Raw genomic sequence first — 15,341 nt, forward strand, 5'->3', positions numbered from 1 at the left:
GCTCGTCAGCCGTTTCTCCAGGCCATGCGCAGCATCTGCACATTGCGCTGGAACAGGCTGGTGGTCAGCGCGAAGGCGTCGCGGGTCTCGCTGCCCTTGATCATCTCCTGCTCCAGCGACACCGCATTGCCGCTGGGGGTCGATTCCCACAGGCCCGCCTTGCCTTCCTCGCGGTAGGGCGTGGTGGTGCGGGTGCTTGCCAGATGCAGGGCGGAGGTTCGGGCGGTCTCCACCGGGCGGATGCCCTCCATGACGCTGTCGAAGGATTTCAGGTCGCGCGCCTGGTAGTCGGGCGTGTTGGCGTTCACGACATTCTCGGCGATCAGCTTCTGCCGCTGCGCCAGATAGTCTAGGCGCGTGCCGGCAAGCTGGAAGAAACCGATTTTACTCAAATCCATTGCGACCTCGTTCCATCACATCTCACCGGAACACAAGGCAGGACGATGATCCCGCCCGTTTAAAACCGGATTTAAATTCGCTGCTCTAGGCTGTCTGGCATTGATGGTCATGATGGAGACGCCACCATGCCGGCACTCGCCACCCTGGCGGCGGAACTCGACCGGTTGCCGACGCGCCAATGGCGCGGGGAAGTCCGCTCCGCCGCCGGCATGACGCTGGAGGTCGACGGGCTGCAGCGCGTGCTGTCGGTCGGCGACAAATGCCATGCGGAGACGCTGCGCGGAGGGCGCGTGCTGTGCGAGACCATCGGGTTCCGCAACGGGCGCTCGCTGCTGATGGCCTTCGACACTCTCGACGGCGTGGCGGAGGGCTGCGCCGCGGTCACCGACGACACCGCCTTCATGCTGCGGCCAGGTCCCGGCTGGCTCGGCCGGGTGGTGAATGCGCTGGGCGAGCCGATCGATGGCAAAGGCCCCTTGCACAATGGCGAGCATCCGCGGAGCCTGCGCCAGCCGCCGCCGGCCGCCTGCGCCCGGCGGCGCGTGGGGACGCGTTTGGACAGCGGCATCCGGGTGATCGACAGCTTCGTGCCGCTCTGCCGCGGGCAGCGGCTGGGCGTCTTCGCCGGGTCGGGCGTCGGCAAATCGACCCTGCTGGCGATGGTCGCCCGCCATGCCGAGGCCGACGCCATCGTCATCGGCCTGATCGGCGAACGCGGGCGCGAGGTGCGCGAATTCATCCAGGACGATCTGGGACCGGAGGGGCTGGCGCGCTCCGTCGTCATCGTCGCCACGTCGGACGAGCCGCCGCTGATGCGCCGTCAGGCCGCGCTGCTGACCATGACAGTGGCCGAGGAGTTGCGGGATCAGGGCAAGCATGTGCTGTGCCTGATGGACAGCGTCACCCGCTTCGCCATGGCCCAGCGCGAGATCGGGCTGGCCGCGGGAGAGCCGCCGACCGCCAAGAGCTATCCGCCCAGCGTCTTCGCCGAGCTGCCGCGCCTGCTGGAACGCGCGGGGCCGGGGCCGGAAGGGAGTGGTGAGGGCGACATCACCGCCATCTTCACCGTTCTGGTCGATGGCGATGACCATGACGAACCGATTGCCGATGCGGTGCGCGGCATCCTCGACGGGCATCTGGTGCTGGATCGCAAAATCGCCGAGCAAGGGCGCTATCCCGCCGTCAATCTGCTGCGCAGCGTGTCGCGCACCCTGCCCGGCTGCCATGACGCGCGGGAGAACCGCATCGTCGGCCGCGCCCGCGCGCTGGCCGCCACCTATGACGGCATGAAGGAGATGATCCGGCTCGGCGCCTACAAGCGCGGCACCGATCCGGAGACCGACGCCGCCATCGACCTGCACCCCCGGCTGGAGGAGTTCCTGCGCCAGGGCAAGGACGATCCCTCGCCATCCGCCGAGAGCTTCGCGCGGCTGGACGCGCTGCTCGCCGCCATCGGAGACCAGGCATGAGCGTGAATACGAGACTGGCCGCCCAGGCCGTCAGCCCGCCGACGGCACAGCGCAAGCCCAATGAGCCGGAGGAAACGCTGGCCGACAGGATGAGCGTCGGGTTCGACGACCTGCTCGACGTGGTCAACCCGCTCCAGCAATTGCCGGTGGTGTCGTCGGTCTATCGCGAGGCGACGGGGGAAAGCATCTCGATCCCGGCGCGGCTGGCCGGCGGCTTCCTGTTCGGCGGCCTGCCCGGCCTGATCGGCAGCGCCGCGATGGTGGCCTTCGAGGAGGTCACAGGCGACAGCGTGCTGGGCCATATCGGCAGCCTGCTGGAGGATGGGACGGAGACGGCGGCGGAGGGTGCGCCGGCCGGGACGCTGCCCTGGATGAGCGGCGGCGGGGATGGCGCGGATTCCGCCCTGCCCTCCCCCCAGTCGCTGGCGGAGGCTTTGCGGCGCAAATCCGATCCGCCCGCGGAGACGGCGGGGAGCGCCGCCGCACCGGCGGGTGAGCAGCCGGCGCCGCAACTGCTGGCGAAGCTCTACAGCATGGAGGCTACGGCCAAGGCCGGTGCGCCGGGGGTGGTGCGCAAGACGGGGTGACCAACCCGCGCTTGCACGGCACCGCCGGGCACGGTTCAATGATCCGGAGCCGGGATGCATGACGAGCGGGCGGTCGGGCAGTGGACGGAAGTGATCTGGACGGAAGCAATCGCATGGGTAAGGGACGGCGGCGGCTGTGGCTCCTGGTCGGCCATGGCGCGGTCGGTCTGGCCACCGCCGGGGCGTTCCTGCCCATCCTGCCGACCGTCCCTTTCCTGCTGGTCGCCGGCTGGGCCTATGCCCGCGGCAATCCCGAACTGCGGGAGCGGATGCGCAACGACCCGCGGTTCGGCCATTCCGTGCGCGAGTGGCAGGACCGCGGCGCCATTCCGGTGAAGGCGAAGGTCATGGCGGTCGGCGGGATGTCGTCCAGCTTCGCCGTGCTCGCCCTGTCGTCGCCCGGATACCCGGTGCTCGCCGGCACCGGGTTGGCCATGGCGGCCGTGGCCGTGTATGTGGTGTCGCGTCCGCCCCCGTCGGACAGATAGGCCTCTCCTACCAACCCAGCCACTTGCCGTATTCGTGGACGACGTCCTGGGTGATCGCCTCGCGGGTGGTGCGGTCCGGCGGCAGGTATTTGTGGAGGCCGCCGCGCAGGATCACCTCCACGCGCCGCTGCCATGCGGCGCGCTTGTCCTGCATCTCCGGGAAGGCGAAGGTCATCGGATGATAGGCGCGGGCGCGGATGGAGTAGGAGAACTCCTCCTCCCCGTTGCGCAGCACGGCGATGCCGGCGCTGAAGGTGCCCGTCTCGATCTCGACGCGCCGGCCGTGCCGTTCCAGTTCCAGCGCCACGTCGCGCAGCGCCGGCTGCACCGTCTCGGCGATGAAGCGGGCGACCTCCTGCCGCGCCGCCGTGCTGCCGGGAGGAAGGGACGCCTGCGCCGCGGTCCGGCGGCCGACCATCGCGGCCAGCCGCTGCCGCCAATCGCCGTCGATCGTCGCCGGCTGCTGCGGCACGGCCCCTTCGGCGGGAACATCGGCAGGTACGCCGGAACCGATGGATTCGCGGGTCTTGCGCCGATCCTGCGCCACGCTGCGTTCCTCGCGAAGGCTGAGCACAAGGCTGATGCACATCAGCACCATCACCACCGCGAAAGGCAGCGCCGTGGTGACCGCCGCCGTCTGCAACGCCTGCAGCCCGCCGACCAGCAGCAGGATGGCGGCGACGACGCCGGACAGCACCGCCCAGAAGATGCGGGTGGCGATGGGCGGATCCTGGTTGCCGCCGGAGCCGATGATGTCGATGACCAGCGCGCCGGAATCGGCCGAGGTGACGAAGAAGGTGATGACCATCAGCGTGGCGATGGCCGAGGTGATGACGCTGAGCGGCAGGCGGTCCAGCATGACGAACAGCGCGGTGGGGACGCTGTCGGCCACCGCCTTGGCCATGCCGCCGCCTTCGAACATCTGGATGTGGATGGCGGTCTCGCCGAACACGGTGAACCAGACGAAGGTCAGGGCCACCGGCGCGAACAGCACGCCGCCGATGAATTCGCGGATGGTGCGGCCGCGCGACACCCGCGCGATGAACATGCCGACGAAGGGCGCCCAGGAAATCCACCAGCCCCAATAGAACATGGTCCAGCTGGCCTGCCATTCGGCGCCGGAATAGGGCAGCGTGCGGAAACTGGTGTAGGGAAGGGTCCACAGATAGCGGCCGATATTCTCGACCAGGGTGGACAGCAGGAAAACCGTTGGGCCGAGCAGGAAGACGAAGGCCAGCAGCAGGAGCCCGGCCAGCATGTTCAGCTCGCTGAGGCGGCGGATGCCCTTGCCGACGCCGCTGACCGCGGAAACCGTGGCGATGGCGGTGATGACGGCGATCAGCACCATCTGCTGCACCGTGCCGACGCTGAGCAGGCCGAGATACTCCAGGCCGGCGTTGATCTGCATGACGCCGAGACCGAGCGAGGTGGCGATGCCGAACAGCGTGCCGAAGATGGCAACGATGTCGACGATGTGGCCGGGCCAGCCGCGGATGCGGTCACCGAGCAAGGGGTAGAGCGCCGAGCGGATCGTCAGCGGCAGGTCGTGGCGGTAGGCGAAATAACCCAAAGCCAGCCCGACGACGATGTAGATGCCCCAGGCATGCAGGCCCCAATGCAGGAAGGCCAGATTCATCGCCTCGCGCGCGGCATCGGGCGTTCCGCCCTCGCCGACGCGCGGGTTGGAGAAATGCAGCATCGGCTCGGCGACGCCGTAGAACAGCAGGCCGATGCCCATGCCGGCGCTGAACAGCATGGCAAACCATGTGGGATAGCTGAATTCCGGCTCGTCATCGTCCTTGCCGAGCTTGATCGCGCTGTAGGGGCTGATGAAGAGCCACAGGGCGAACAGCAGGAATCCGGCCACGGTCAGGACATAGAACCAGCCGAAATTCCCGACGATGGCGGCCTGCACCGCCGAAACTTGGGCGCCGAACGGTTCGGTGAACAGTGCCGCCACCGCGACGAAAAGAAGAATTATCCCCCCGGCAGTGAAAGATACGGTTTTGTTGATCCCATGCATGTTGGCACTCCGAAACAGACCCGCCCAAGCGCAAGCGTGTCGAGACGCTGACAGCACAACGACCCGGGTGAGTGAATGTTGCGAGCCCGCCAGGAAAAGCCAGTGATCGGCATCCTTGCGCAAACTGCTCGCATCGCGCGAATCACGTGTCCGCACAAATCGAAGCGCGGGATCATACATATTTCACGGGTTCGGTCAAACATCTTGACCTGATCCATGAGGCCTTATGGCACCGATGCTCTTTCAATACCTGCCATCCTTCTTCTTTTCCCTATTGTAATATGAGGTATTGAATAGGAACTTCTGCAGACCCGCGCCGCCTGTTCCAGTGCCCTCCCAATCAATACAGAATTTTCCATTTTCCGATCCACGCCGCGGACAAAGAAAAAGGGCCGCCGTTTCCGGCAGCCCTTTCCCTTCCGTCCTCAATCCGCCGGTCAGGCGGCGACGCGGTCCTGCCCCGGATGAGCCATGCGGGCCAGCGTCGCCGGCTCGATGGCCACCCGCAGATGGGCGTGGCTGTCGTCGTCGCTGCGGTGGACCACCTCGCCATGGGCGTAGAGCCAGGCGAGAGTCGCGCCGTCGCCATGCGCGACATCCAGTTCCACCAGCTCGCGGCCGGCGGTCATCCGGTCGTCGAGGATGCGGAACAGCGTGTCCAACCGCCCGCCGGTGGCGGCGGACACCGCACAGGCGTTGCCGGCCCGTTCGGTGCGGGCGAGCACGGCGTCAAGCTCCGCCCCGTCCAGCAGGTCGATCTTGTTGGCGACCTCGACCACGCGCGGATCGCGCTCCGGATCGATGCCGAGATCGGTCAGGATCGCCTCCACGTCGGCCTTCTGGGCCTCGGTGTCGGGATGGGCGATGTCGCGGACATGCAGGATGATGTCGGCAGACTGCACCTCCTCCAGCGTGGCGCGGAAGGCCGCGACCAGATGGGTCGGCAGGTCGGAGATGAAACCGACCGTGTCGGACAGGATCACCTTGCGGCCCGACGGCAGCACCACCTGACGCATGGTCGGGTCGAGCGTGGCGAACAGCAGGTTCCTGGCGAACACGTCGGCGCCGGCCATCCGGTTGAACAGGGTGGACTTGCCGGCGTTGGTGTAGCCGACCAGCGCCACCACCGGGTAGGGCACCTTGGCGCGCGCCTTGCGGTGCAGGCCGCGGGTGCGGCGGACGTCGTCCAGTTCCCGCTTGATCTTGACGATGCGATTGCCGATCAGGCGGCGGTCAAGCTCCAGCTGCGATTCACCGGGGCCGCCGAGGAAGCCGAAGCCGCCGCGCTGGCGTTCCAGGTGGGTCCAGGACCGCACCAGCCGCGATTTCTGGTAGCTCAGCGACGCCAGTTCGACCTGAAGCTGGCCTTCATGGGTGCGGGCGCGGGCGCCGAAGATCTCCAGGATCAGGCCGGTGCGGTCGATGACCTTGGCGCCGAACGCCTTTTCCAGGTTGCGCTGCTGCACCGGGGTCAGCGCATGATCGACGATGACGAGGTCGATGGCCTCACCCGCCTCATGCGCGTCTTCGATCAGCTTGGCATACTGCTCGATGGCGCCGCCGCCCAGAAGGGTGGCCGGGCGCGGCTGGTTGACCTTGACGACCGCGGCCTGCGCCACGTCGAGGTCGATGGCCGCCGCAAGCCCGACCGCCTCGTCCAGCGAGGCCTCGGGGCTGCGGTCGGTGTCGGCCCCGCGCAGGACCGGATGGAGGACGAGGGCGCGGCCCAATGCGGAGCGCGACGTTTCGGTGGTTTTCAAATCGGTGGTCTGATGCGTGCCCATAGGGTTCCTTTGTCCGCCCCGGCGCCGGATGCGTGGGGCATGCGCGCATCCCTCGCGGATGCGAAGCTCGGAAATTGGGAAGAAGGGGTCCTCTCCGACCCCACCGGCGGCGCCACGGCACGGGGGAGGGTCGCGGCAGCCTGCGCGTCACGGGGTCGGAGAGGAGAGCGTCGGCACACCCGAGGCGGGAGGCCGAACCGGGGAACTTAGATCAAGGGAGGTCACCGAAGTTGCCGCGCCGGCCGGGAAAGCGGTCTCGACACGCGATACTGCACTGGGACAAGAGCGTCGCCGCCCACAGAGGGTTAGATGAGAAGATCGACGCTCAAAACAAGGGCATGGGGACGATTTTCCGGCGGTATCCCCTCACCGGCCCATGCTGTTGCGCGACGCCTGTTCGATGGTCTTGATGTGGGCCAGGCCGGGCAGGATTTCCGAGCGGATGAATTCCAGCCGGCGCACCGGGCCGCCCCCGCGGGAGAAGCGGTGCTTCCACAGATTCATCTTCACCGCCAGCCCGCACAGCACGCCGCCGATGGTCAGGTGATGGGTGACGATCAGGTCGCGGATGCTGCGGAAGCTGTCCGGGTTGATGTCGCGCCAGAAATCGCGGGAGCGGTTGTCGAAGCTCTCGAAGCGGCCGGTGATGGAGGTGGCGATGTCGGTCAGATCATGGCCGATCTCGTCCAGCATGCGGCGCTGGCGGGCGTCGCGCCGGACCTCGCTGACCTGGAACAGCTCCGCCATCCAGCCGAGGAAGCCCTGCACGTCGGGGACGATGTGGTCCAGGCAGCGCTTGAAATAGGCCAGCGACAGGAAGATGTCGGCATATTCCTCCAGGAAGGCCGGGATCTCGTGCAAGGGGATGTCGAGCCGGTCGGCGGTCATCTGCAGCCGGCGCCGCGCCTCCTCCACGTCGGGCTGGGCGAACAGGCGGACCAGCTCGTCCATGCTGGCGATGTCCGCCCCCTGCGCGCCATAGACATGCTCCACCAGCGGCCGGGTGAAGACGCGCATGTAGCTGGTCAGCTCCGCCCGCTTGGCGGCCGACAGGCGCAGCGCGCCCGCCTCCTCCACATCGATGTTCAGGCGGCGCAGCTCCAACCGCAGGCTGTAGACGTCGAAGCTGGCGGCCTCGCCGATCCGGACGATCTTGCGCAGGTCGCGGCGAAGCTCCGGGCCGTCGAGGCCGAAGCATTTCGACAGCTGGTCGAGGCCGATCTGGCCGCTGCCGGTCTGGGTGTCGTTGAACAGCTCCGCCACCGTCTCCAGCCGGACATTCTTGATCAGCCGCGCCCGGCGCAGCCCCGGCGTTTCCAGCGGCAGGATCGACAGGGGCAGGATGTGCAGGGCGTCGCGCCCGTCATCCTCCGCCGCCGCCGAGGTCCCGCGCAGCTGCACGGCGGCGGCCTCGGTGGTAGCCGGCGGGCGGATGCGGTCGCGGGGCTTGCGATCTTGTAAATCGCCGGACCTGGGGTCGGGTGGACTGCGGTCCTGGGGGATGCCCGCTGGCGGCTGCACGGCTGGACTCCTCCCGCTCGGCCGAGCCCCGCGGCCCTGTCAGAAGCGCGGGAAGCTCATCAGCGTCATGGTGATGGACGGATCGATGGAGATGACCGAGGCGCGGCCATTGCGGGAGATCGGGCCGATCGACGGCATGGCGGCGGTCGCAGTGGCGCCGCCATTCTGCATGTCGTACATCGCGGCGAAGCGGTCGAGGAACTTGGCGACCTTCGCCGGGTTCTTCAGGTCGGCGACGTCCATGCGCTTTTCCAGCAGCGCCTTCTGCTTGTCGACATCCAGCAGCGCCGTCTGGTCGGGCAGGCCCAGCGTGGTGTAGACCACCTTGCGCAGGGCGTTGTCGGCCATCACCTGATACCAGTTGGAGATGTTGGACGACCGCCGCTGGAAATAGAGGCCGAGGCGCACCGCCGGGTTCCTGTCCTCCGACTCCACCTCCAGCGTCACATTGACGTAGCGGTCGATGATCGCCTGGACGACGGCCGGCTGTTTCAGGTTGGCGCCGCCGCTTTCAGCGAAGCCGAGCACGGTCGCCATCTCGCGGAACTTGGTGTCGCTCATCCGGTTGGCGGTGGAATACTGGTCGCTGACCCCCTCTTCCAGCACCTTGCGGATCAGGCCGCGCGACTTCGCCTGACTGCCGAGGTCGAAGGCCTCCAGGACGAAGCGATAAAGCTTGTCGTCCTTCATGAAGTCTTCGGTGCTGGTGATCTTGCCGATGTTGTCCTGGAAATAGGTGATGGCGCGCTGCACCGCCGGGCGGCTGCGCACCGCCTGTTCGTAGCGGTCGTGGTTTTTGGTGACCACGCGCAGGTCGACCAGCGTGGTCATGCCTCCACCTCCCCGGTCTTTTCACCGCTGGGCGGGATGGCGGGGTCCTCATCCGCGGCATCGGTCTCGGCGCCATAGCCGGCGGGGATACGCATGATGACCTCCCCCGTCGCGGTGTCGAGCACCTCGGTGTAGAGCCTCTGGGTATCGGGATCGAGGTTGACGCGGTAGGGCCGGGCGGCCCGCTTCGCCTCCGCCTCCGTCGCATCGGTCCTTGCGGTCCGCTCCACCACCTCGGCCGGCTTGGTCGTCTCGGCCTGGGCGGCGCGCAGACGGTCGGCCTGACGCTGGCGCGCCTCCGCGATGATGTCGGCGCTGGCGGGGGAGCGTTCGCCGGACGGTCCGGTCACGCCGGTGACGGGGGTGGGCATGGCGTCATCCTCCGGCGTGGTGGCCCGCGTGAAGATCGAGGCCTTCCGTTTGGAAGGACGGCGCCGAAGCGGAGGGAGCAGGCGCCAGCAGCGTGCCCTCATACTCCATCACCGGACGCAGGGCGGACAGCGCCTTGTAATAATCGCGCTCGCCGATATGGCCCATGGCGCGGGCGATGCGGTCCTGGATGTCGGGGCGGGTGAAGGTGGTGTAGAGCTGCGCCATCATCTCCGCCGCCGCACCGCTGCCGTTGGCGGCGATCGTGGGGTCGAGCAGCATGCTCTGGATCAGGAAATAGGCGCGGCGTACCGGGGTCACCGCATCCTCTTCCTGCAGGATGTCGCTGCCGCGGATGATCTGGGCGAAGTTGGAGATGGTCAGGGTGTAGCGTCGGTTCTCGTTCTGAACGACGCAGCCGTTGATGACCACCCGCTCGCACGGCTTCAGGCGCAGCTTAAGTGCCATAGGACAGATCCTCCGTCGCCAGTTCGCGTGCATTCTGCCCCATTCCCTCGACGGCGCCTTGCAGCCCTTGCATCACCGAGCGGTTGATGTGGAGCAGCAGGTCGATGCCGCCCTCGCCGCGCAGCACCCGTTGGGTGTTGCGGTTCACCGCGAAGGACAGCGAGACCAGACCGGCGCGTAAGGCCTCCGGCAGGGCGTTGCCGTCCTCCAGCAGGTCGGCGCGCAGCGCGTTCCACAGCTCCAGGTTCCGCCACAGCGCATCCTTCAGCGCGGCGGAGCGCCAGTCGGCGTCGCGGTTGTTCTCCAGCGCCAGGGTGATGCGCAGGAACACCCGGTACTCGATCTTTCGCGGATCGTCGCACTCGGCGATGGTCTGGTGGTAGGCGGCGATGCTCATGGGCGCACCCCTGCGATGGGGGTCCTTGGCGGCGGAATGCCGGACCGGTTGCGGTTTGGATCTCGGGGATGGACGACGAGCCGGCGGGGCGGCGCCAAGGTCCAGGGGATTGGACAATGGCACCGCCCGTCAGGGGCTTAGCGGAACAGCGACAGGATGTTCTGCGGACCCTGGTTGGCGATCGACAGAGCCTGGATGGCGAGCTGCTGCTGGACCTGGAGGGCCTGCAGGCGGCTCGATTCCTCGTTCATGTCGGCGTCGACCAGGGCACCGATGCCCTTGTTCATCGAGTCGGTCAGCTTCGACACGAAGTCGTTCTGCACCGACACGCGGTTCTCGATGGAGCCGATGACCGACGCCTTGCCGATGGCGCTGTCGAGCAGCTTGTTGATGACCTCGAGCGACTTCTTCGAGTTGTTGACCACGTCGATCTGGGTCAGATCGGCGAGGCCGCCGAAGGCGTCGCTCTCCTTCGAGCCGACCCACAGGCCGGACACCTGGGCGGTGAAGTTGCCGTCGGTGTTGTTGTCCTGGTCGGTGAAGGTCAGCGTGTCGCCGGTGAAGGCGACCTGGAAGTCGCCGCCGGCGGCGGTCAGGGCAGTGTTCACCGCGGTGGCGATGTTGCCCTGGGTGGTCGCAAGGTCGGTGTCGTAGGTCTGGGCCGACAGGTCGACCGTCACGTCGGCCTTGGTGCCGTCCTCCTTGGTCACCGTCAGCGTCAGGCTGCCGAGGCCCAGGTTCTGGCCGTCGATGAAGGTGTCGCCGGGGGCGCCGAACTTGATGTCGACCTTGGCCTTGGTGGCGTTGGTCGAATCGACCTGCTGCTCGATGGTGGCCTTGCCGACGATCGATTCCACGCGCATGTCCTGCCGCTGGAATTCGATGTAGCTCGGGTCGACGCTGCCGTCGCTGCGGCTGAGCGACGCCAGGATGGCGACGTTCTTGTCCTTGGCCGTGCCGTCGTTGGAATAGGTGACGCGCAGCAGGTTGTCGCCGTTGAAGGAGGCATCGGCGGCGGCGCCCTTGATCAGCTTCACCAGCTGGTCGACGTCGTTCTGGATCAGCGACTTGTCGACGCCGTTGGTCTGGCCGGCGATGACGCGGGCCTTCAGCGTCTGCAGGTTCTCGACGATGTTCTTGGAGGCCACCGACGCGGTGTTGGTGGTGCCGGACCCCAGCTCCAGCGATTCCTTGACCGCCTTGAAGCCGGCGACGTCGGCCTTCATGGTGGTGGCGATCGACCAGTAGGCGGCGTTGTCCTTGGCGTTGTTGACCTTCAGGCCGGTCGAGATGCGGTCCTGCGTGGTCTCCAGATCCCCGGTCACGCGACGCAGGGTCTGCAGCGCGGTCATGGCGGAGGTGTTCGTCATAATCGAGGCCATGGGTATCTCCATTCGCGAGATGCATGGCGCCTTTCTGACGCCGGGGCCATTCGCGCCGGCCTTCCCGATCTGTTGTGCGGGGGCGCGAGCGGCAAATTCGAGGATGACCGAGCCGGTTTAAGCCGGGGTAAAAAATCGGGGGCGTTCGGGACGGGCGGGTTGGTCGGCGATGCTCAGTGATGCTCAGCGCCCGATGGCGCGGGGGGCGGCGCTGCGCGGCACCGCCGGCGGGATGAAGGGCACGCGGGGGCCGGCCAGCCCGCCGGCGCCCGACCAGCGGTCCAGCATCAGCTGTGCGCGGTCGGGAGCGACATGGTCGGGCGGCGCCTCGAACTTGTAGCCGCGGCCATAGACAGTCTCGATGTAGCGGCCGCCGCCGGTCGCCGTGTCGATCTTCTTGCGCAGCTTGCAGATATAGACGTCGATCACCTTGTCGAGCGGGTCGGAGCCGGACAGGCCGTAGACCTCCTCGTAGATGTGTTCCTTCGACACCACGCGGCGGTGGTTGAGGGCCAGAACCGACAGGATCGCGTGTTCCCGCTGGCTGAGGCGCAGGCGCTCGCCGTCCACCTCCGGGTCGCGGCCGTCGAGGAAGACGGTCAGGCGGCCCACCGTCACCGCGTTGCTGGTCAGCCCGTAGGAGCGGCGGCGGATCGCCTCCAGCCGGGCGCGGATCTCGGTGCTGACCACCGGCTTCACCAGCACGTCGTCGGCGCCTGCCCGCAGGATTCCGGCGGTGGTGTTGGCGCAGCGGCGTTCGATCAGACAGATGATCGCGGCGGTCACGTTGCGGGCGCGGAGCATCGCCACGCAGGCCTCGGTATCGCCGACGTCGCCGATGATGATTGCGTCATGTCCGATGTCGATGGAGCCATGCCCGCCCACCAGATCGCGCAGGCCATTCAGGTCCAGGCGGTCATGGTTAACCTTGCACAGGGCGAGTTGCTTGCCGATGGCGTCGGCGATCAGATCGGCTGGCTCAATCAGCAAAGCCTGCATTGGATTCTCCATTGTCGAGCAAGCGCAGATAAAGCATTGATTTTTACGCAATTGCGTTGATGTCACATGCTTATCACAGCCTCAAAAGAACCCATCGAAAGGTGGTGTGTCAACACTTTGGGGTAACCGTGTTGATATAGGACATTCGAGCGTTTTACGCCGTTTTAATAGTTTCGTTTGGATAAACACTGGATAAATTTTTATGTAACGCGGGTTTTATTTTGAGATTCGACGTGAATTTATAGTGATCATCACAAGCAACCAGCAATCATTCCGCCACGCTTGGTTAACGACAGTAATCGGATGGAAAACCAACGCTCATGAATATGAACGCTGGTTTAACCCTGATGCCCTAGCGTCGCCGGGCAACCGCGTTTGAGGAATTTCCATGTCCGGAACGAAGGCACCCGTCTTGCCGGCGGTCGCCGCCGCTGCTTGCCTGTTCGTCCTGGCGGGCTGTGCGCAATTGTCGCAGGCCCCCGACAGCGATTACCGCCAAGCCCTTGAAAAAGCGCTTACCGCCGGCCGATGCGACGGCGATGCGGTGCGCGACATGTGGTCGGCTTATGGACGGTGGTACGCAATCGGGTCCTCCATCGCCGGTCACCCGAAGACCGACGAGGCCGTGGCCCTGCTGTGCCAGGGTGACCAGTTCCGAATCCTGAACTGCACGGAGGTGGCGCGCGCGTCCTACCGGACGCTGATCCACCGCTTCCCGGAAGACGGCTATGCCGCGATGCGCGAGGCGGCCAGCGCTTCGTTGCGGACGCTGCCGCCGCCAATTCCCGCGCCGGGCGGGCCGACCCAGATCAGGCCGGTCGGGGAGATTTGAGGGGGGATAGCGGCTACAGCGCCAGATCCGACGACAGGGGCCGGTCCAGCCCCAGCCAGGCGTCGGCCAGCGGGCCGACGGTCAGCGCGCCATCCAGCCGGCAGTCGGTCAGGACGGCGCGGAAGGTCTCGTGCAGGTCGGCCAGGGCGGAGGACGGCAATCCCGCCGCCAGACGCAGGGTCACGTCCAGCCGGCGAGCGGCCAACGTCGCCATCAGTTGCACCGGACCCAGCCGCTGCGGCCGGGCCTGAAGCACCAGGGTGAGGCGGTCGGACAGGCCGTCTTCGATGCCGACGGCGCACAACAGGCTGTCGTCGCTGTCCAGCAGCGGCACGCGCGACAGCCGCCACAGCCGTCCGTCAACCGGCTGGAAGCGCGAGGCCAGCGCCCGGTCGCAGTCGTCGAGCAGCAGCCCGCCGTCGAGATCCGCCAGCCGGGCCGCCGCCTCAGGTCCCAGCCAGCCGCGGCAGCCGTCCGCCGTCGCCGCCAGGAACAGGGCGAGCGCGGCGCCGAAGGTCGAATCGCAGCGCGGCAGGCAGCCCCGCACCAGCGCCGCATCGGCCGGCGACAGCGAATCGAGCAGGTCGAGCAGGCGGCGGACGAGCGGCCCCGCCTCGTCCCCGTCATCCGCGGTACGGGGGGCGGGTGACGGCGCCGCGGCGAAATGCGCGGCCAGCAGCTCCGGCGGCGGCACATGCCGGGGGACGAGGTCGCGCGCGCCCATTCAGCTGGTTCCCATTGCCTGCCGCTCCGCTCAATAGACGACGGTGTCGGCGTCGTCGGATTGCGGGATGATGATGGTGCCGTCGTCGGCCATCGCCTTGGCGACGCGGACGATCTCCGCCTGGGCGTCGTTGACGTCGCGCATGCGCAGGGGCCCCATGTTCTCGATCTCGTCCAGCAGGATCAGGCGGGCGCGTTCCGACAGCACCGACAGGAAATGGTCGCGCTGGGGGGCCGGCGCCCCCTTCAGCGCGATGGCGAGCTGGCCGGTGTCGCAGCGGCGGATCACCGCCTGCAGGGACACGCGGTCCAGCCGCATCAGATCCTCGAAGGTGAACATCAGCTGCTTGATGCGCTGGGTCGGCTCCGGCATCACCGTTTCCAGATCGTCGAAGATCTCGGTCAGCGTCTCGCGGTCGATGCGGTTGAAGATGTCGGCCATCCGCTCCAGCGAATCGTTGCCGTGGGTGCGGGCGTAATTCGCCATGAACTCGTTGTGCAGGATCGATTCGATGTCCAGCAGCACCTCGCGCTGCACCGATTCGATCTGGATCATGCGCTCGATCACCTCGGTGCGGATGGCGGGAGGCAGCAGGACCAGCACCTTGGCGGCGTGGTCGGCCCGCATCTTCGACAGGATGACCGCCGCCGTCTGCGGATATTCGCCGGCCAGATAGCTGGCGAGCACCCCTTCGTTCACGTTGGACATCTTCTCCCACATGGTACGGCCGGCGGGGCCGCGGATCTCGCCCATGATCTCCGTCACGCGGTCGGCCGGCAGGAAGCGGTTCAGCATCCGCTCCGTGCTGTCGTAGGAGCCGATCACCGAGCCGGCATTGGCGAACCGTTCGGTGAAGATGCGCATCAGCGTCTCCACCAGATTGGAGGTGACGTTGCCGAGAGTCGCCATCGCCCGGCTGACGAGGCGGATCTCGTCCTCGTCCAGCCGTTCCATCAGCCGCGACCCGCGTTCCTCCCCAAGCGCCAGGAAGATGACCGCGCTCTTCTCCACCCCGGTCAGGCTCTTGTAGTTCTCACGGATCTTGATCGGCGTTCCCATGACGGCACC

16 protein-coding genes are annotated in these 15,341 nt (G+C 67.0%); 4 read left to right on the forward strand and 12 right to left on the reverse strand.

The genetic code is table 11. The annotated features are described in order from the left end of the window. Positions 1 to 5: 5 nt before the first annotated feature. Positions 6 to 398, reverse strand: a complete 393-nt coding sequence (locus tag B9N97_RS26950; RefSeq protein WP_085090917.1) for a flagellar biosynthesis protein FlgG — start codon at positions 396 to 398, stop codon at positions 6 to 8. A gap of 126 nt (positions 399 to 524) precedes the next feature. On the opposite strand from B9N97_RS26950, the gene fliI reads away from it, so the two are divergent. The 3 genes from fliI (at position 525) to B9N97_RS26965 (ending at position 2,943) form a co-directional block, all read left to right on the forward strand. Continuing rightward, a complete protein-coding gene (gene fliI / locus B9N97_RS26955) occupies positions 525 to 1,868 on the forward strand; it encodes a flagellar protein export ATPase FliI (protein ID WP_085090918.1) in 1,344 nt (447 codons plus the stop codon). After that, entirely contained in the window at positions 1,865 to 2,455 is a 591-nt protein-coding gene (locus tag B9N97_RS26960; RefSeq protein ID WP_085090919.1) for a hypothetical protein, read from the forward strand. The genes fliI and B9N97_RS26960 overlap by 4 nt, the downstream gene beginning before the upstream one ends. A 113-nt stretch (positions 2,456 to 2,568) precedes the next feature. Continuing rightward, the gene (locus B9N97_RS26965) at positions 2,569 to 2,943 is read left to right on the forward strand and encodes a YbaN family protein (RefSeq protein WP_085090920.1); all 375 of its coding nucleotides are present in this window, start codon (positions 2,569 to 2,571) and stop codon (positions 2,941 to 2,943) included. A gap of 7 nt (positions 2,944 to 2,950) precedes the next feature. Here B9N97_RS26965 and B9N97_RS26970 read toward each other — a convergent pair whose 3' ends face one another. The 9 genes from B9N97_RS26970 to B9N97_RS27010 all read right to left on the reverse strand — a co-directional run bounded on the left by B9N97_RS26970 (position 2,951) and on the right by B9N97_RS27010 (position 12,717). Beyond that, entirely contained in the window at positions 2,951 to 4,966 is a 2,016-nt protein-coding gene (locus tag B9N97_RS26970) for a BCCT family transporter (protein WP_085090921.1), read from the reverse strand. Positions 4,967 to 5,403: 437 nt separating this feature from the next. Next, complete coding sequence (gene hflX, locus B9N97_RS26975) at positions 5,404 to 6,750, reverse strand: GTPase HflX (RefSeq protein ID WP_085090922.1); 1,347 nt, start codon at positions 6,748 to 6,750, stop codon at positions 5,404 to 5,406. Positions 6,751 to 7,116: 366 nt separating this feature from the next. Beyond that, positions 7,117 to 8,271, reverse strand: a complete 1,155-nt coding sequence (locus B9N97_RS26980; protein ID WP_085090923.1) for a hypothetical protein — start codon at positions 8,269 to 8,271, stop codon at positions 7,117 to 7,119. A 39-nt stretch (positions 8,272 to 8,310) separates the two neighbouring features. Beyond that, complete coding sequence (locus B9N97_RS26985; protein ID WP_085090924.1) at positions 8,311 to 9,102, reverse strand: DUF1217 domain-containing protein; 792 nt, start codon at positions 9,100 to 9,102, stop codon at positions 8,311 to 8,313. Further along, the gene (locus B9N97_RS26990) at positions 9,099 to 9,473 is read right to left on the reverse strand and encodes a flagellar protein FlaG (protein WP_085090925.1); all 375 of its coding nucleotides are present in this window, start codon (positions 9,471 to 9,473) and stop codon (positions 9,099 to 9,101) included. Before B9N97_RS26990 ends, B9N97_RS26985 begins: the two co-directional genes overlap by 4 nt. Positions 9,474 to 9,477: 4 nt before the next feature. Continuing rightward, a complete protein-coding gene (locus B9N97_RS26995) occupies positions 9,478 to 9,939 on the reverse strand; it encodes a flagellar biosynthesis repressor FlbT (protein WP_085090926.1) in 462 nt (153 codons plus the stop codon). Beyond that, entirely contained in the window at positions 9,929 to 10,336 is a 408-nt protein-coding gene (locus B9N97_RS27000; RefSeq protein ID WP_085090927.1) for a flagellar biosynthesis regulator FlaF, read from the reverse strand. The genes B9N97_RS26995 and B9N97_RS27000 overlap by 11 nt, the downstream gene beginning before the upstream one ends. Positions 10,337 to 10,473: 137 nt before the next feature. Beyond that, positions 10,474 to 11,718, reverse strand: a complete 1,245-nt coding sequence (locus B9N97_RS27005; protein WP_085090928.1) for a flagellin N-terminal helical domain-containing protein — start codon at positions 11,716 to 11,718, stop codon at positions 10,474 to 10,476. A 183-nt stretch (positions 11,719 to 11,901) separates the two neighbouring features. Continuing rightward, positions 11,902 to 12,717, reverse strand: coding sequence for a winged helix-turn-helix domain-containing protein (locus B9N97_RS27010; RefSeq protein WP_085090929.1), 816 nt, complete (start codon positions 12,715 to 12,717; stop codon positions 11,902 to 11,904). A 388-nt stretch (positions 12,718 to 13,105) separates the two neighbouring features. Here B9N97_RS27010 and B9N97_RS27015 point away from each other — a divergent pair, with 388 nt between their 5' ends. Next, positions 13,106 to 13,549, forward strand: coding sequence for a hypothetical protein (locus tag B9N97_RS27015; RefSeq protein ID WP_085090930.1), 444 nt, complete (start codon positions 13,106 to 13,108; stop codon positions 13,547 to 13,549). Positions 13,550 to 13,562: 13 nt separating this feature from the next. Here B9N97_RS27015 and B9N97_RS27020 read toward each other — a convergent pair whose 3' ends face one another. Together B9N97_RS27020 and B9N97_RS27025 are read right to left on the reverse strand one after the other, a co-directional pair. Continuing rightward, complete coding sequence (locus tag B9N97_RS27020) at positions 13,563 to 14,273, reverse strand: hypothetical protein (RefSeq protein WP_085090931.1); 711 nt, start codon at positions 14,271 to 14,273, stop codon at positions 13,563 to 13,565. 30 nt (positions 14,274 to 14,303) lie between these two features. Next, positions 14,304 to 15,332, reverse strand: coding sequence for a flagellar motor switch protein FliG (locus B9N97_RS27025; RefSeq protein ID WP_085090932.1), 1,029 nt, complete (start codon positions 15,330 to 15,332; stop codon positions 14,304 to 14,306). Between the last annotated feature and the right edge of the window lie 9 nt (positions 15,333 to 15,341).

It is taken from the genome of Azospirillum oryzae (assembly GCF_900177515.1).
GTDB classification, from domain to species: domain Bacteria; phylum Pseudomonadota; class Alphaproteobacteria; order Azospirillales; family Azospirillaceae; genus Azospirillum; species Azospirillum oryzae_A.